We start from the raw sequence: 18,018 nt of genomic DNA on the forward strand, positions 1-18,018 counted from the left end.
TCAATAGCCAGCACTTGGCTATAGCAACTTCAGCCTTCAAGTCCTTCCCTTCGAAGGCTGAAATTTCGCGATTAGGACCACCAGGAACGTTCCATGCGCATCCGAAGTTCACTGACACAATCTATTCTGCTGTTCATCTCTCTGCTTCTCGCTAGCCAAGTTTTCTCTTACTACGCCGTTTTTAATTACGCGTTGATGCCGAGTTTGCAGCAGTTCAATAAAATTCTCGCCCATGAGCTTAATTTGGTGCTTGATGATGAAGGGCCATTAAAATCTGATGCACCGCTGAGACGTCAATTATTAGAAAGGCTGGGGGTGACGGTTCACAGCCTCGACAGTGATAAAGCGGTTGAATTTCATCACGCGATGTCGATTGATTTGATGTCTGAAGAAATGAGTCAAGAGCTAGGTTCGCCCACCGAAGTGCGCTTATTACTTGGCGATGAAAGTTACATCTTGTGGATGCACATCGAAAAGTTGCCGAACTCCATCATTCGTATTCCTTTATCTGAGCTGCAAGAAGAAGATTTTGCACCGCTGTTTCGTAACAGCTTGATTATGGCGCTGCTGATCATTGCTGGTGGTTGGTTGTTTATTCGTTTACAAAACCGCCCACTTTTGGCTTTAGAGAGAGCCGCGAAAGACGTCGGTCGAGGTGAAATCCCGCCACCGTTGGCAGAAAAAGGCGCATCGGAAATTCGCTCTGTCACCCGAGCGTTTAATCAAATGTCCAAAGGCATTCAGGAGCTCGAAGAAGATCGCGCCCTATTAATGGCGGGGATTAGCCATGACTTGCGAACACCGCTGACGCGCATTCGCTTAGCGACAGAAATGATGTCTCCCGAGGACAGCTACCTTGCTGAAGGGATCATTAGCGATACGGAAGAATGCAATGAGATCATCAGTCAGTTTATGGATTATCTCAAACCGGTGAACCAAGAATCGTTTGAAGCGGTTGATATCAGTACGATTGCCAGTGACGTCGCCAGTTCTGAAGGTGGTTATGAGGTTGAAATTGAAACAGATCTTAATCTTAACTTGCCGCCAGCCAAAGGGAGCGCGATTGCGATTAAGCGGGCGATCAGTAACTTAGTTGTGAATGCGCTACGTTATGGCAATGGCTGGGTCAAAATCAGCACTGGTGTGACAGCAGATAAGCAGCTAGTGTGGATTTCAGTAGAGGACAACGGACCGGGTATCGAGCATTCTCAAATCGCGAGGTTATTTGAACCCTTTACGCGTGGTGACACCGCTCGCGGTAGTGAAGGCACTGGGCTAGGGTTGGCGATTGTGAAGCGTATAATCAGCCAACATTCAGGCTCTGTGGTGATGCGTAATCGCAGTGAAGGCGGTTTAATCGCTCAAATCAGCTTTCCTACCAAGTAAGTCGATGGCCTGCACCCTTTAAACAAAAAGCCCAACCTAAATAGGTTGGGCTTTTCTTATTCTCAATAATCTTAAGACTCTTTCACTTCCTGAGGAAGTTCATCTTCGTCTTCCAGTTTCTCTGGCAGAAGTAGATTTAAAATGATCGCTGTGATACCACCTGCAGCAACGCCAGTGGAGAAAATACTCTTAATAAATTCTGGCATAAATTGCAGGATCTCTGGTTTTTGTGCGATACCAAGTCCCATTGAGAAGGATAAGGCCATGATCAGAATTGCGCGGCGATCGAGCTCAACACGAGAGATAATACGCACACCAGCGGCAGCAATCGTACCAAACATGACAATCGTTGCGCCGCCAAGTACTGGCTCAGGAATCAGCTGAACAAAGCTAGCGACGCCAGGAAACAAGCCAAGAATCACTAACATGCCAGAAATAAAGTAACCCACGTAGCGGCTCGCGACTCCTGTTAGCATGATGATGCCGTTATTCTGGCTAAACGTTGAGTTCGGGAAGCTGTTAAACACGGCTGCGATTGCAGAGTTTAAGCCGTCTGCTAACACACCGCCCTTAATGCGTTTCATGTACACTGGGCCTTTTACTGGCTCACCAGACACTTCAGATGTTGCGGTAATATCACCGATGGCCTCTAGTGCGGTAATAAAGAAAATCAGTACCAGCGGAATGAACAGAGACCAGTCAAACGATAAGCCATATTGCATTGGTACGGGCAGTGCTACGATCTCGGTTGCGCCTAGCTGAGAAGTATCTACCATCCCCATAAAATACGCCATGATGTAACCCACTAGCATCGCAATCACGATTGAAGCCACACGGATGTATGGGTTTTTCGAGCGGTTTAAAATCACAATTAATCCAAGTACCGTCCCAGCCAGAGCAAGTTTGTCTAAGCTGCCGAAGGTTCCTTCATTTAATGCTGCGTAGCCACCGCCCATTGATACTAAGCCGACTTGAATCAGTGTGAGGCCGATAAGAGTGACGACGATGCCTGAAACGAGCGGAGTGATGATTCGGCGGGCATGCTCCAATACGCGAGATAGGAAAATTTCTGCAAATGATGCGACTAAAATCGTACCAAAAATGGCAGCCATCATGGTGCTGATGTCTGCTCCACCGGCTTTCAGCGATAGGCCTGCACCAATAATAGGACCTAAAAAGTTAAAGCTGGTGCCTTGAACAGAGAGTAAACCAGAGCCAATTGGGCCAAAGGTGCGAATTTGAATAAACGAAGACACGCCTGACGCAAATAAAGACATGCTGATGATGGTATTCGTTTGGTCTGCTGGTACACCCAAAGACTGACAGATGATCAGTGACGGAGTGATAACCGCGACGAACATCGCCAATAAGTGCTGAAGTGCGGCAAAAATGGTTTGAGGCAAAGGTGGTCGATCATTGAGTTGATAGACCAGTTCCGAAGATCGGTTTGAAGTTGTCATTGTTTGTCTCGCTAGTCGCAATATATTCCCAGATCTCGCTGAATGGGAGAGCAGGGTGGAGTTGACGTCGTTACCTGTGATTGCTGTTAATCAGAGTCAACTCAGGTTGGTGGAGTGTGATGCAACACACTTAAAAATTTGTGCGCGATTATAGAGAGATCTACCTAAAAAGCAAACGATTGCTTTGGTTTTTAGCGTATTAAAAAACGAGCCATTTGGCTCGCTTTTAATCACTATGCTTTGGAGTAAATATCCCGCTCACCCAACCAGCGATCAATAATTGCTGTTGCGTTAGTCGGGTAATTGTCATGAATATGACGCGCAATGCGCTGAACTTCGGGAATCAGACGTTGATCTCGAACTAAGTCTGCGATTTTGAAATCAGCAAGACCAGTCTGTTTTGTACCCAAGAGTTCGCCCGGACCACGAATCTCTAAGTCTTTCTGTGCGATGACGAAGCCATCGTTACTTTCACGTAGTACTCCCAGACGTTTTTGCGCGGTTTTCGACAGTGGAGAGTGGTACAGCAGCACACAATGGCTAGCAACGGAACCTCGGCCCACGCGACCTCTCAACTGGTGTAATTGTGCCAAACCAAGACGTTCAGGGTTTTCTATGATCATCAAGCTAGAGTTTGGCACATCAACGCCAACTTCAATAACCGTCGTTGCGACCAGCAAATGCAGTTTATTGTCTTTGAAATCTTGCATCACCGCTTGTTTCTCTGCCGGCTTCATTCGGCCGTGTACTAGACCAATTTTTACGTCCGGTAGCTTACGTTGAAGCTCTTCAGCGGTATCTGCCGCGGCTTGCGCTTCTAATACTTCCGACTCATCAATCAGAGTACACACCCAATATGCCTGCTTACCTTCGTTTAAGCAGGCATTTCGGACACGCTCGACGATGTCGTCACGTTTTGTGTCAGGAATGGCGACGGTTTGAATCGGCGTTCGACCCGGAGGCAGTTCGTCAATCACGGAAGTTTCCAGGTCAGCGTATGCGGTCATCGCTAACGTGCGAGGAATAGGCGTTGCCGTCATGATCAACTGATGTGGGTAGGCGCCTTGTTTTGCGCCTTTTTCACGTAACTCTAATCGCTGATGGACACCGAAGCGGTGCTGTTCATCAATGATGACCAAAGCAAGGTGATGAAATTCAACGTGCTCTTGGAATAGCGCGTGAGTACCCACTACCATTTGTGCTTCACCACTGGCAATGCGAGCCAGCTCGGCTTCCTTTGCCTTACCTTTGAGTTTGCCCGCTAACCAACCGACTTGAATGCCCATTGTTTCAAACCAGTTGGCGAAGTTGATCGCGTGTTGCTCAGCCAATAGTTCGGTTGGTGCCATGAGTGCCACCTGATAGCCGTGCGCAATGGCACGAACGGCGGCCAGAGCGGCAACCAACGTCTTCCCCGATCCCACATCACCTTGCACTAGGCGCATCATTGGGTGGGGTTTTTCTAAATCGGTTTCAATCTCTTGTACTACTCGGGTTTGAGCGTTCGTAGGAGAGAAAGGCAGTTGGGCTAAAAGCTGCGTTTTTAGTTTATTGCAAGGACCGAGAGGTAACGCTGAATCCTTCTGGCCTTTGCTACGCACCGCCAGCATCGATAAGTTTTGTGCGAGCAACTCTTCCATGATCAAGCGGATTTGAGCAGGATGTTTGCCTTCGTCAAACTCATCTAAATTAATGGTTGGTGGTGGGCGATGAATGGTGTGCAGCGCTTGCGACATCGTGATTTGATGGTTATACAGCCCGGCTGGAAGTAATTCCTGCACTGCGGTTTTATCAAGCAGCGCTAAAGCTTGTTCGGTAAGGTTGCGCAATGTGATTTGGCGTAAACCATCTGTAGTGGGATAAACAGGGGTTAAGCTCTGTTCTACATCGGGCTTTTGATCGCTGACGTAAAACTTGTAGTCAGGATGAACAATTTCCAAGCCCATGCCACCGCGCTTAATTTCACCGTAAGCATGTACTAACTTACCTTGTGTGAAATTGTTCTTCATGGCCGCGGTAAAGTTGAAAAAGCGCAGCGTGATAGTGCCATTACCGTCGCTGATTTTTACCGTTAACATTTTGCGCTTACCGAAGATGGTATCGACTGCCATGACCTTGCCTTGCACGGCCGCCCAAAGGCCAGCATGCAGTTTAGCAATAGGATAAATACGGGTACGATCTTCGTAGCGCAGTGGAAGATGAAACAGCAAATCTTGAACGCTATGTAAGCCAACTTTGGCGAGTTTTTCTGCGACTTTCGCGCCAACTCCAGAAAGGGAGGTTAATGGGACGGCAGATAACATTTGGGCGGACATAGAGGGCTCAAGAAAATGGTTAACATAGCAGTATGTTAACCATGGAGCTGTGTTTTTGTACAGGAAAAAATAGTCATGCTTTAGTTAGTGTCATGATTTGACTGATAACCTATCATTCCGAGGGCTTTAGCGACATCAGGATTCTATTTCCAACAAGTATGTCGCTGAAGTTAACACTACCAGCATCTGTATACTCCAGAATTAGATCTTGAATCACGCCCCTTCGCCGCTGTTCAGGATGACGAAAGTCTGTTACTTGCTTTGCATCTCTTGCCACCACGCGTCATCGGCGATGATTTGACCTTCTTCATCGAGTGGTGGGTAAACGAGCCCTTTTCGTTTCGCGACCTTTGCCAGCACTGGGTGACCACGTTCAAAGAGAATACGGTTGATTGTCTCTTTAGGCAGAGCGCTTTCTTCTCGTTCGTACATGCCTGCGGCTTCACGTTGACGTTGCGCTTCATACAAAATCACGGCACTGGCAACCGATACGTTTAGTGACTGCACCATGCCCACCATCGGGATAATAATGTCTTGATCGGCAAGCTGTTTGGCTTGCTCTGAAGCGCCAACTTTTTCGCTGCCCAAAATGATTGCCGTTGGTTTGGTGTAGTCGATTTCGCGAAAGTCGACGGCGGTGTCTGAAAGATTGGTCACCAAAACCTGCATACCTTGCGCTTTGAGCTCGGTAATCGCAGTTTCAATGGAATCGTGAGTATCCACTTCAACCCAGTTACGCGCGCCAGCTGAGGTATGGCTCAGCGTACGCATTTTGTCAGGCCAAATTGCATGAACTTTGTGTAAGCCTGTCGCGTCAGCGGTGCGGATTACGGCAGAGACGTTGTTTGGCTTATGTACTTCTTCGAGACAAAGTGTCAGATCAGTTTGGCGAGTTTTTAGGACTTGGTGAATACGGTTGTAACGTTCTAGGTTCATATTTATTGAGGTATAAAAAATCGCCACCTAACAGAGTAGGTGGCGATAGAGGTTAGTTCTTTCTGCGTCTGACTCGGGTTGCTTGAGGCATTGCCTTAATCTTACGCATGATACCAGCAAGGTGGACACGATCTTTCGTCGTCAACAGCACAGTCACAGTGTATAAACGACCATCACGTTCTTCCGTTGAAAGACCATGAATGTTTGATCCTGTTTTCGAGATAACGTTGGTCAGTTCTGCAAGAGCACCTTGGTTGTTAAGCATGTCGACTTTAAGTTCAGCAATAAACTCTTTGTCGTAGTCGTCAGACCAAGCGACAGCCATATAACGGTCTGGCTCTTTCTGATAACCACGAACGTTCGGACATGTTTCTCGGTGAACAACCAAACCACGACCAGGCGATACGTGAGCAATAATGTGATCATCTGGGATAGGATGACAACAATTTGCAAACGTCAGCAATAAGCCTTCTGCGCCACGAATCGGAAGCTTCTTCTTCGAGTCCGTTGGGATTGAGCTTGTTGTCGTGAGCTCTTCGGTATCACCAAGGAGACGACGTGCGATCACAATGCTCATCAACTCACCCAATCCAATAGCTGCCAATAAATCATCGATGCTTTCTAGGCGAAGATCATTCAAGACTTCTTGGATATTTTCTGGATAAATTGAATCAATCGAGTGGCGGCCAAGTGCGTGATTAAGTAGGCGACGACCTAAAGTAATCGACTCTTCACGACGCATCGTTTTCAGTACTTGTCGAATCTTAGTGCGGGCACGAGAAGTCACGACATAGTTTAGCCATGCCGCATTCGGACGCGCACCAGGGGCACTGATAATTTCCACCGTCTGACCGTTTTTCAATGCCTTACTCAATGGGTAAGGGTTACGATCAACACGAGCACCAACACAAGAGTTGCCTACATCGGTATGTACGGCATAGGCAAAGTCGACAGCCGTTGCGCCTAAAGGTAATTCAACGATACGACCTTTTGGTGTGAAGACGTAAATCTCATCTGGGAAAAGATCGGATTTTACGTTTTCAATGAATTCGAATGAGTTACCCGCGCTTTGTTGTAGCTCTAACAGGCTTTGCATCCAACGCTGAGCTTTCACTTGCGCAGTGGTGCCAGACTTGTCGCCTTTGTCTTTATAAGACCAGTGCGCCGCGACACCTTTGTCCGCCATTTGATCCATATCTTCAGTACGGATCTGAACTTCAACAGGTACGCCGTGTGGGCCAACCATGGAAGTGTGTAGCGATTGATAGCCGTTCGCCTTTGGTACCGCGATGTAATCTTTCATGCGACCAGGACGTGGCTTATACAAGCTGTGTACTTGGCCTAAAACGCGATAACAAGTATCAGCGGTATCAACAACGACTCGGAACGCATAGATATCCATGATGGTGTGAAAGCGCTGTTCTTTGGTTTTCATCTTGTTATAGATAGAGAACAGGTTTTTCTCACGACCAACGACGCGAGCATTCAAGCCAAAATCTTGCAGACGGCCTTCTATTTCGCTGTGAATGCGTTGGATCATCTCTTTACGATTACCACGTGCGGCTTTAACCACTTCTTTCAGTACGCGGTAGCGGTTGGGATATAGCGCTTCAAAGCCCAGCTCTTCGAGTTCGGTTTTGATATTGTGAATACCAAGACGATGAGCGAGTGGCGCGTAAATCTCTAACGTTTCACGAGCAATACGACGCTTTTTATCTGGTCGAAGCGCGCCAAGCGTACGCATGTTGTGCGTGCGGTCAGCCAGTTTGATCAGAATGACGCGGATATCTTGCACCATGGCCAGAACCATCTTACGAAAGTTCTCAGCCTGAGCCTCTTTGCGATCGCGGAATTTGAGTTTGTCCAGTTTAGATACACCATCAACCAATTCTGCGACAGTGTTGCCGAATTTCTCTTCGAGATCTTCTTTAGTTACATCACAGTCTTCAATGACGTCATGTAGCAAAGCAGCTTGGAGGGTTTCGATATCAAGGCGCATTTCGGCCAAGATACGAGCCACAGCGACAGGGTGGATGATGTATGGTTCACCGCTAGAGCGGGTTTGCCCTTCATGGGCATCTCTCGCTACCACATAAGATTGACGCAGAGCCTCAATCTGAGGCTCTGTTAGGTATTCTTGGGCAACGTCTTTGAGGCTATCGAATAGATACAAATTATAGGCCCGGGAGGTTGTTGAATTCTAAAGTCAGAATTAACGGTTGTGAGCGATGCTGCTTACTGCCGCTAGCTCTGCCGCTTCTTGCTCTTGCTGTTCTTGACGTTCACGAGCGTCTAGAACTTCTTTAGTAATTAAACCTTCTTCGATTTCGCGTAGAGCGATAACCGTTGGCTTATCGTTCTCTTCTGGCACTAGTGCATCTTTACCGCCAGTTTGCATTTGACGAGCGCGGCGAGCCGCAATCAGTACTAGGTCGAAACGGTTGCCAACTTTTTCAACAGCGTCTTGAACAGTTACGCGTGCCATGAGGACTCCAAATAGTTAACTAAAATTTTAGAATGACGAGAAAGTATACAACCTAACTACTTTATTTACTAGCAATTAGACAAGCCACCGTTTGTGGACTTTCTCAGGTAGTTTATTGTGTTTTCCGCACTGAGCAAAAAACGAAAAATTCTTTATGTTTTACAGCGTGACTTTTTTGAAGTTACTCTGCTAACAACGCGTCAAGCATACCTTTATATTTAGCAGCTTGCTTTTCTTCCTTCAATCTCTCTGCACGCAAGATGGCTTTAAAGTCCATCAAAGCGGTATCAAAATCGTCGTTTACGATCACGTAGTCGTATTCGCTGTAATGAGAGATTTCTGACTTGGCTTCAGCCATACGTTTTGCGATCACTTCATCGCTATCTTGACCACGAGTGTTCAAGCGACGCTCTAGCTCACCGTTTGATGGTGGCAGGATGAAGATGCTTTTGGCTTCAGGCATTTGCTCACGGATTTGACGTGCGCCTTGCCAGTCGATATCTAGAAAAACGTCGATACCTTTATTTAGCGTTTCTTCAATCCACACACGAGAGGTGCCGTAATAATTACCAAACACTTCAGCGTATTCTAGGAAATCACCTTTAGCGATCAGGGCTTCAAACTCATCTTTCGCTACAAAATGGTAGTGGACACCATTTTCTTCACCAGGTCGCATGTTACGCGTGGTATGAGACACAGACACTTTCATTGCGTAGGTTGGATTGCGTTCCAACATCGCTGAGATCAAGCTAGATTTACCTGCGCCGCTAGGTGCAGATACGATATAGAGAGTACCTTTGCCCATTGTACTGTTCCACTTTTGATTGGATTGATTGAGTGCCGAAGGAAAGTCCGACATTCTTATAACGATAGCACTGGCAATGATAAATCAACCACCAAAGGGATGGATATTGGTGATAATCCCGCCAGAAAAATGGAGGCGAAGAGTATCATGATCTCTATTTTGTTACCAGTTGATCTTTTCGTCTTACTTAAATGTTGAAAAGAGCTCGCATGCGCAAAAACAAACGAAAAAAGGGGAAGCTTTCACTTCCCCAGGCGTGCGACTGACTCACACTTAATCTTCAAATTATCCTTGGGATTCTAGGAAATTTATCCAAGGGCTAACGGTAGACCTAAATTTTGGCGATTGAGCCGCGCCTTTCATTGCCTGTAAGGCCTTTTGTGGCTGCTTAAGCTCGAAATAGGCCATTCCGCGAATGTACTCAAGTTCTGCCTTTTGCTCTTTAGAGGCATTCGATGCTGCGTTTTCTACAAAGCGAGTCGCTTCAGAATACTGCTTGTCTTGTACCATTAAGCGAGCAATCTGAATTTGCGTTTTAGCAGAAGGAGCGATGTTATATGACTTTTTATAAGCGAGAATCGATTTATCTAGCTCTTTAGCTTGCTGCCAGAAGCTGGCCAAGCGATCATAGTTTTCCTTCGTCTTTTCAATGTTTCCAGATGCCATCTCCTTCTCAAGAGTTTTGGCCGCTTTATATGGAATACCTTGGTAAGCTAAGAAGTTTACAAAACGTAAGTACTCTTTCTCTCCTTCCAGTTTCCCCATTTTGTAAACCATTTCTAAGGTTGCTAAAGAGTTTTGCTCTTGACCCAACTCCATATAAACGCCAGAAAGTTGCATCCAGTAACGCTTTTTCTGAGGGTACTTTGAAGTAAGGGTTTTAAGCACACTGGCAACGCTTTTCAGCTGGCCTAACTCGTAGTGAGAGGCAACGAGAATTAAGTACCAAGACTCACTTGGGTTCTTGCTCATCGCAATTGCTTTTTTGGTTGGTGGGATTGCATTTCTGTAATCTTCCAACTGGACATAAGCGCTTGCTAACGTGATATAAGCATGAGCTTGAGGCTTCTCTTTGGTTGTTTCTGCAACTTTGAACCATTCCTTCATCGTTTTCACAGACAACGTGTACTTCTCTTCAGCTAGGTAAAGCTGAGCCAAGCTGTAGCGAACTTGTTGAGCGACTGGAACGGGAAGCGCATCGAGCTTTAATGCCTCGGCAAAGTATTTCGCGGCTTGCACATAATTGTCTTGTAGCGAATACAAAAAGCCCGTTTGCTGAAGTAAAACTGCTCGGTCGTATTTTTTCGAACTTGTGCTTTCTAAAGCGCTTGCTAGTTTTTCTTTCGCTGCTGAATATTTTTCAGTTGCGATCAACTCTTGCACTTTGTTGACGGTTCGAAATGTCCGATCTGATAACTGAGGAGCTTCTTTTGCCATCGTAGGAGCGGCCATTGCCACTCCTGCGAAGAGAATTAAAGAAGCCACTTTGCTTTTCCATAAACTTTTCATCGTGACTCCTTAATTGGTTGAGAACTCTATTTCTTGCGATAGGCGTGAGCTAACAGGTTTCCCGTCAACCAATTTTGGTTTAAATGTCCATTTAGAGACTGTTTTTCTTGCCGCTCGACCGAGGCCTAAGCGTCGTGGTTGCTCTTTAAGAACTTTGATGTCCTCTACGGCACCACGTGCGTTTACAGTAAACTCTAGTAAGACAACCCCTTTTTCAATTCCTGCTTTCGCAGCCTTTCTAGGCATTTGAGGTTGGAATGTTGCAAGAGGGGTCGGACCTCCGCTACCCGCTAATTGTGCACCTCCACCCTGGCTATAATGTCCAAGCACCGAGCCACCTGTAACATTTACGGGTAGGTCAAGTTTTGGCATATCCATTGGGGTCTGCTCCATCACCGGTTTTACTGTCGCTGTCACTTTCATTTCTGGCGGCGGCGGCGGACGCTTAGGTGGTGGTGGTTTTGGAAGTTCGCGTTTTTTCTCCTGTATTTTTTCTTCTGGTTTAATGCGAATAAACTCGACCATACGCAGGTCATCATTCGACACTAACTCGTGGCGCTCTTTGTTTACTAGCTTGTCCATCCCCCAGAACAACCCGAGGGAGACAATGAGCGCCAGTGCAATTGAGGCCAGATACCGCATAAGCTTAATCCTTATTGGTTGCGGCAATGGAGATGCTTTCTACACCTGCCATTTTGATCTGGTCCATAACCTTCACGACTACGCCAGCATTTGCTTCAGTGTCGGCTTGGATAACAACTGCGCCATCAGGACTTTCTGCTCGAAGACGTTCAATGTTCGCGCGAACCGCGTCCACTTCGATGCGGCGTTTATCAACCCAAACATCACCCGCCGCACCAACTGCGACCATGATGTTACCTTTCTTAACGGTTTGCGCTGAGCTTGCCGTCGGACGGTTTACTTCCAGACCTGCTTCTTTTACGAACGATGTTGTTACGATAAAGAAGATCAACATGATAAATACGATGTCGAGCATCGGTGTCATATCGATAGCGGTTTCATCACTGCTATCACTGCTATAGCGTCTTTTCATGACCTATACCTCTAATTCCATTTACTCAGGCAATATGCTTTAGCTTATCTTCCAGCTTTTGCGTTGTGACTTTGGCTAAATGATCAAGACGTGAACTAAAGAACAGTCCTGATAGAGAAGCCACCATCCCGGCTAAAGTTGGGATTGTTGCCTTTGAGATCCCCGAGGCCATTGCTCGAGGGCTTCCTGTTCCTGTTACCGCTAATATGTCGAATACTTGGATCATGCCGACAACGGTGCCGAGTAGACCCAGTAGGGGACAAAGTGCAATCAATACTTTCACGATTGGTAGTCCCTTTTTATTCTCAATATCCTGACGAGAAACGATTTCTTGTCGGATCATCTTAGCGTTCCAACTTTGATGCTCTGAGCGTCCTTGCCATGAGCCAACGGCTTTTTTCATGGCTTTTGGAGCGACGGCAGCAAAATAGAACCAACGTTCTAACAATACTGCCCACAGCATAAAGCTGAGGATGAAGATGGCGACGAGTACATCGCCACCCATTCCCAAGAAGCGCCTAATTGATTCAAGTTCTCCAACTAACCACCACATAACGCCTCCTTAGCTTTCGGCTTTATGCAGTTTTTCCTGATAGCGAGCGATGAAGCCTGCACTCTGTTCTTCAAGAGTTTGAACCAAACGACGACCTTTGCTGTGTACGATGGTGTAAAGGAACAGCAATGGAATTGCGACAACCAGACCTAGCATAGTGGTAACAAGAGCTTCAGAAATACCGCCAGCCATCAGTTTAGGATCGCCGGTACCGAACAGAGTAATGGCTTGGAATGTGCCGATCATACCCATTACCGTACCCAGTAGACCAAGTAGAGGCGCTACAGAAGCAAATAGCTTGATTGAGCTGATGAAGCGTTCAATGCTTGGAGCGTTACGTAGAATGATTTCGTCCAGCTTCGCTTCCAGATCTTCAAGGTTGTCACCTTTGTGCTCTTGGTAAGCTTGGATAACTTCACCCAATGGGTTGCCAGGAATCACGGTTTCTGATTTCGCTTGCTTACGCATTTTACCGCCAATCACTTGAAGGCGTAGGAAGCAAACAAGAGCAATGATAGCGCCAACTGCACCCATACCAAGGATGACGTAACCTACAATGCCACCTTGATCAATACGTTCTTGAACGGTAGGGCTTTGTACAAGTAGAGACAAAATGACACCACGGGATGGGTCAATAAACAGTGGCTCATAGCTGTTTGACGCTGACTCAAATCCTGCAACATGACGTGTAATATTGGTGCGAGGCTGTCGAGAGAGTTCTTCGAACTTACCTGTTTGAGGTACATAAGTGACGTACTTACCATCGGCAATCGCGTTAAACTCACCGACGAGAGTGACATCGCGAACCGCTTCTTTACCTTCGCCATAAACAACCGTTGCTTGGGTTGTTGCAGTTTCGCCAGAAGCAACCACTTGTTGAAGAATGGTATGCCAGAAAGCTTCTAGCTCTTGTGTTGACGGCAGTTCTTTACTTTCAGCCAGTTTCGTTAGTAGAGCGTCACGCTCTGGAAATTGAACAGCGTTTTGAGAGGCTGCAAATAAGCCCTTAAACTCTCCCGCATACTGGCGGACCACACCAAACATTTCGCCCAAAGTACCAGAGCGAACACGTAGGGTTTCTGTTAGTTCAGTTAGCTGCTTATCGTTTTCATCAAAGGTTGCTTTAAGTTGATCGCCCAGTGCTTGCTGCGCAGCTAACTCTTCGCGAGCTTGTTGCAATAATGCCGCTTGCTTATCGCGATTGTTCTTGAACTCAGCTTCACGGGCTTTGTTCTCTTTCGACTCAACGATGCTTTCTGATTTTACGTTTTTAAGTAGTTCAGATAAGTTTTTAGGCGCTTCTGCTTGTACGCCAGAAACCATAAATAAGCTCGCTAGTAGGCCAGCGGCTAGAGTTTTGAATCCTTTCATCTCTTATTCCTCCCCAGCAAATACAGGCAGTTTGATTAGCGCTGGTGGCGCTTGCTTCTTCGCGATACGAAGGCCTTGCTGTACCGCGATGCGGTAGCTTTCTGGTAATGTTTCCCATTGACGTGTTTGTTGGTTCCACATACCTGTCTCACCACCGTCTGGAGATTGGAATAGAAGAGCTGTGCGACCAATACGTAGGAAATCGTAAGTCACGGTTTCACCATTTCGGTCTAGGCTAGCTTTGTAAGATTCGATTGAGCGAGAGAAGCCTTCTTCAATTTGGTACGCTTCCATCACTTTACGGAATTTCTCTGAAGTTGTTACGTCGGCGCGATCCATGAGGCGACGCAGTTCTTGGACACGTTTATTACGCTCTTTTTTCTGGAAAGGCAGATCGAGAGTCACAAACTCGTCGAGTGCATCGATCATTTTTAATGTAAGTGGCACCACTTCTGTTGCCGTTTGATCGATTTGAGCAATTTGGTTATTTAATGAGTCCAACTCGCCTTGCTGCGATTGAACCATACGGTTAATTTGCTCGTTGTAGACTTTCATACTGTCGATTTGACGAAGTAAGCCTTTGTATTCTGCCAACATGCCTTCAGTGCTTTCGGCATAGTTGTCGATTTTTTGTTGCGAAGCTTCTGAAGATTGATTTGCTTTTGCTTGTGTGGAAACGACAGCACCAGAGTTGGCCGCTACAGAGCTACTACTGATAGTAAGCAATGCTGCAGCTATGGCACTGAGACCAAATTCCTTGAATTTCATGGTTGCATCCTTGTCAGTGTTTTAGTCAGTCGAAAAGGGCGCGGAAAACCCGCGCCAAATATTTTTTAGAAGTCGTATGATGCCTCGATGTAAAGCTGACGGCCGATTGGATCGTCATATCCAGTTGCATAGAATGGAGAGGTATCATTTAGAGGATCGGCAGGCGGTACCTTGTCAAACATGTTGATAGCACCAAGAGTTACACGACCACTCTCGTTGAATTGGTAAGAAGCCGTTAGGTTCCATGTTGTCATGCTAGCGATTTCTGCTTTGTAACCAGCTTTCTTAGCAGAGTCACAGTCATCAAAGTAGTAACGGTTCGCATAGCTTGAACACATACGGTCACGGTATTTACCAAATAGGTTGATAGCGACATCTTCATATGCCCAGCCAAGGTTTAACGTTGCGGTGTATTCAGGCATGAAATCTCTTTCATCCGTTACTGGCTCACTGTCGTTTTCTTGATATTCAGCAATCAAGATCTTAGTTACAGCTACGCGCGTATTGAATGAACCGAACTCATTAGTGTCGTAAGCATATTTCACAGCAAGGTCAACACCAGAACGCTCTTCATATGACTGGTTGACTGGGCCGTAAGATACGGACTTGATTGTACCGTCTGTATTACGAACTACTTCTGTGCCTGGGTATTTACCTGGATCGTTAATTACGTCTTGGTAAGTTGGTGCTGTTACGACGTCTTCCATCTTGATGTGGTACCAGTCAACGGTTACGCCAAGGTCATCCACAGGTTCCCAAGCTAGACCCAAGTTAATGTTTGTACTTGTTTCTTCTTTCAGCTCAGAGTTAGGGCCGTTAAGCGTATCGAAGTATTGAGTATCACACTCTGGGTACTTATCTTTATCTTGTGGGCCGCTACCACCAGCGTTGGCACAAAGCACAGGGTCAAAACCAGAACCAAAGCCTCGAGTTTGATCACCAAATAGTCGTTTCAAGTCAGGAGCTCGGAAACCTAGACCGTAGCTACCACGAAGCAATAGAGTGTCAGTAGGACGGTATGCTAGTGCGACTTTAGGAGTGAAGGCTCCGCCTGTTGCCGAGTCGTCGAAGTAGTGGTCATAACGACCAGCGACAGTCATTTCCAAATCTTCAATGATAGGAATTAGGGCTTCGACACCAAGACCAATCTGATCACGGTCACCGCCACCTGATGTTCCGCCTAGACCAGAGAAACCACCAGCTGCTGTTGTCGCATCAATCGTTTCATTGTAGTCAGTACGGTTCCATTCACCATAAACAGCAAAGCCAGACATACCAGCAGGCAGTTCAACCAAATCACCAGCCAGTGAGCCGTTAACAGAGTAAAGCTTTGAGTAGGCTTCTTTGCTTGATGTGCCGCTGTATTTGTTTACAACGTCTTGAGAGATAGGCCCTAGAAGATCGACGTCGCCATCTTGTACTGCTTGATCAAGAGTTAGGAAGATTGCTGGGTTGCTTGTTTCAACGCTTTGCTCTGAGTAACCAGCTGATAGATCCCAATCATACGTATCAGCAAGCAGGCCGTTCAAGCCTAAGGTTAAGCCAAAAGAATCGGCTTCAGTGTTACTTTCGCGTGGGCCAAATTCGACCATACGGCGAGTGTATTCACCTTCGCCGCGGAAGTGAGTGGCATCAACTTCTACGCTGTAAGGGTTAGGTTCGAATTCAGATTCTGTAGACTTGTAGCCAAAACGGGCTTCTGCCATGGCAGTGACATTGTCGTTAATGTCCATTTCACCACGTAAAAGCAGGTCTACTTGTTTATTTTCTGGTTTCAACGTTCGGTATGCAGAGCGGTTAACACCACACTTGCCATCCGCTCGTTCAATAGCGGCATCACCAACGACTTCTTTACATGAAGAACCAGCATCAGCTGGTGTTAGAAGTGTTCCGTTTGCGCCTTCAAAGTTTGCACCGTAGCTAGAGTAACCACTTAGCTGAGAACGGCTAGAACCGTCATCGCCAGCCCAATCATCTCGGTCAGATTGCTTAAGCATTTCGTTGCCCGCAAATTGGCCAACGAAGAGAATACGTTTATCGTCAAAATCTTTACCTGCAACAACGTCTAAACGGCCATTTTGGTAGCCACCATCTGTTGCGTCACCCGCACGTACTTTTACAGAAACGCCATCAAAGTCTTTCTTTAAAATGAAGTTTACGACACCGCCGATCGCGTCGGAGCCGTAGATAGCGGAACCTGAATCAGTCATTACTTCAACACGCTCGATAGCGGCAACAGGGATTTGACCAATGTCTTGGAAGTTAGATGTGCCATCTTGAGCCAGTGGGTATTGAGGAAGGCGACGACCATCGATAAGAATCAATGTGCGTGAAGCGCCAAGACCACGTAAGTTGACTGACTGTGCTGCAGGTGTGAATGAGAAAGAGTTCGTTTGAGCCATTACACCACCGGTGTTTTGAGTCAAACTGTTCAACACGTCTTGCGCGCTGTTAAAACCTTTAGATTCAATATCTTTACTATTAATAACAGTAACTGGTGAAGGACCTTCCATATCCGTCGTGGAGATACGCGAACCAGTAACTTTCATCTTTTGAAGTTTTTCAACTTGTTGCTCTTCTGCCAGTGCTGTTGCTGGGGCTACGACTGCTGCTGTCCCCAACGCAAGGCTTATCGCAACAGATAAAGCGGTTGTGTTTTTATACATCCTTGTTGCTCCGATTATTATTATTTCCTATGTCTGGCCGCATAGCGGCCAATTGTGACGTTAATATTTCGTTAACGTTCGGCCAATGTATAACCGAGATGAAAAAAGGAAGTCAAACCAGTGGTAAACGGGGATGCTTAAATGTAAAAAAGATGTAAATAACCAGGGTTAGTTTAAAACACGGAATAAAAAACTAAATAGCCTTACCAAGGCGACATCAAATTTCAATAAAACACCGTATTTTGTGTTTCTTATAAACTTTAATGACTTATCTTGCCTATGGTTTTTTAGTGGGTAATTGAATCTGAAAAAAGATATTTTTCCAGTGAATTGTTCTGAGATGAGTTTTATATCGAATCCATACTTTGGTGACTCGAACTTATAGGGTGGTATCAAAATATGATACCCATTGCTGTAAAAGGGCTCACTCGTATTTTTAGGTCAAATATAGATGTGGTGGATATGTCTATTTATTCCATGTATTTGCATTTTTATGTAGGGTTTTGGCTCTAAACAGCCTAGATTGATATTCTGTGTGAATTATTTTTGTGGTTTTTTATAATTTTTTACAAAAACATTTCTGTTTTTCGACTTCGGAGGAAGTTTGTCATGTTTTGGTTTCAAACACTTGAAGCTGATGTGGATTCAAGATAAATATGACGCTGAAATTATTGCAGTAGTAGAAAAGTCTGGTTCTTGAAACGCAGGGA

At 46.0% G+C, this 18,018-nt stretch carries 14 protein-coding genes; 1 reads left to right on the top strand and 13 read right to left on the bottom strand.

The annotated features are described in order from the left end of the window. The first annotated feature begins 93 nt into the window (after positions 1-93). Complete coding sequence (gene envZ, locus FKN08_RS12705) at positions 94-1,386, top strand: two-component system sensor histidine kinase EnvZ (protein ID WP_017635003.1); 1,293 nt, start codon at positions 94-96, stop codon at positions 1,384-1,386. A 71-nt stretch (positions 1,387-1,457) separates the two neighbouring features. On the opposite strand, the gene FKN08_RS12710 is transcribed toward envZ, so the two are convergent. From FKN08_RS12710 to FKN08_RS12770, 13 genes are all read right to left on the bottom strand, one after another. Then, positions 1,458-2,846 (bottom strand): uracil-xanthine permease family protein, encoded by a 1,389-nt coding sequence (locus tag FKN08_RS12710; protein WP_170892254.1) that lies wholly within the window; start codon positions 2,844-2,846, stop codon positions 1,458-1,460. 233 nt (positions 2,847-3,079) lie between these two features. Further along, positions 3,080-5,161: an ATP-dependent DNA helicase RecG gene (gene recG / locus FKN08_RS12715; protein WP_170892255.1), complete on the bottom strand. Its 2,082-nt coding sequence runs from the start codon at positions 5,159-5,161 to the stop codon at positions 3,080-3,082. Between the two features lie 252 nt (positions 5,162-5,413). Next, positions 5,414-6,097, bottom strand: coding sequence for a tRNA (guanosine(18)-2'-O)-methyltransferase TrmH (trmH, locus tag FKN08_RS12720; protein ID WP_170892256.1), 684 nt, complete (start codon positions 6,095-6,097; stop codon positions 5,414-5,416). A gap of 52 nt (positions 6,098-6,149) precedes the next feature. After that, entirely contained in the window at positions 6,150-8,270 is a 2,121-nt protein-coding gene (spoT, locus tag FKN08_RS12725) for a bifunctional GTP diphosphokinase/guanosine-3',5'-bis pyrophosphate 3'-pyrophosphohydrolase (protein ID WP_005394948.1), read from the bottom strand. Between the two features lie 39 nt (positions 8,271-8,309). Beyond that, the gene (gene rpoZ, locus FKN08_RS12730; RefSeq protein WP_005379346.1) at positions 8,310-8,582 is read right to left on the bottom strand and encodes a DNA-directed RNA polymerase subunit omega; all 273 of its coding nucleotides are present in this window, start codon (positions 8,580-8,582) and stop codon (positions 8,310-8,312) included. Positions 8,583-8,763: 181 nt separating this feature from the next. Next, positions 8,764-9,387, bottom strand: a complete 624-nt coding sequence (gmk, locus tag FKN08_RS12735; RefSeq protein ID WP_005394946.1) for a guanylate kinase — start codon at positions 9,385-9,387, stop codon at positions 8,764-8,766. Positions 9,388-9,672: 285 nt separating this feature from the next. Continuing rightward, positions 9,673-10,896 carry a hypothetical protein gene (locus FKN08_RS12740; RefSeq protein WP_170892257.1) on the bottom strand — a complete coding sequence of 408 codons (1,224 nt, stop codon included), beginning with the start codon at positions 10,894-10,896 and terminating at the stop codon, positions 9,673-9,675. A gap of 9 nt (positions 10,897-10,905) precedes the next feature. After that, positions 10,906-11,538: an energy transducer TonB gene (locus FKN08_RS12745; protein ID WP_006741809.1), complete on the bottom strand. Its 633-nt coding sequence runs from the start codon at positions 11,536-11,538 to the stop codon at positions 10,906-10,908. Positions 11,539-11,542: 4 nt separating this feature from the next. After that, entirely contained in the window at positions 11,543-11,950 is a 408-nt protein-coding gene (locus FKN08_RS12750) for a biopolymer transporter ExbD (protein WP_005379359.1), read from the bottom strand. A gap of 25 nt (positions 11,951-11,975) precedes the next feature. Beyond that, positions 11,976-12,503 carry a MotA/TolQ/ExbB proton channel family protein gene (locus tag FKN08_RS12755; RefSeq protein ID WP_005379363.1) on the bottom strand — a complete coding sequence of 176 codons (528 nt, stop codon included), beginning with the start codon at positions 12,501-12,503 and terminating at the stop codon, positions 11,976-11,978. 9 nt (positions 12,504-12,512) lie between these two features. Further along, entirely contained in the window at positions 12,513-13,874 is a 1,362-nt protein-coding gene (locus tag FKN08_RS12760) for a MotA/TolQ/ExbB proton channel family protein (RefSeq protein ID WP_065275018.1), read from the bottom strand. A gap of 3 nt (positions 13,875-13,877) precedes the next feature. Then, positions 13,878-14,642 (bottom strand): DUF3450 domain-containing protein, encoded by a 765-nt coding sequence (locus FKN08_RS12765; RefSeq protein ID WP_104971145.1) that lies wholly within the window; start codon positions 14,640-14,642, stop codon positions 13,878-13,880. Between the two features lie 65 nt (positions 14,643-14,707). Then, positions 14,708-17,308, bottom strand: coding sequence for a TonB-dependent receptor (locus tag FKN08_RS12770; RefSeq protein ID WP_170892258.1), 2,601 nt, complete (start codon positions 17,306-17,308; stop codon positions 14,708-14,710). Positions 17,309-18,018: the final 710 nt, after the last annotated feature.

The sequence above is a fragment of the Vibrio sp. 1-2 (7-a) genome (assembly GCF_013048515.1).
Taxonomy (GTDB): Bacteria; Pseudomonadota; Gammaproteobacteria; order Enterobacterales; family Vibrionaceae; genus Vibrio; species Vibrio diabolicus.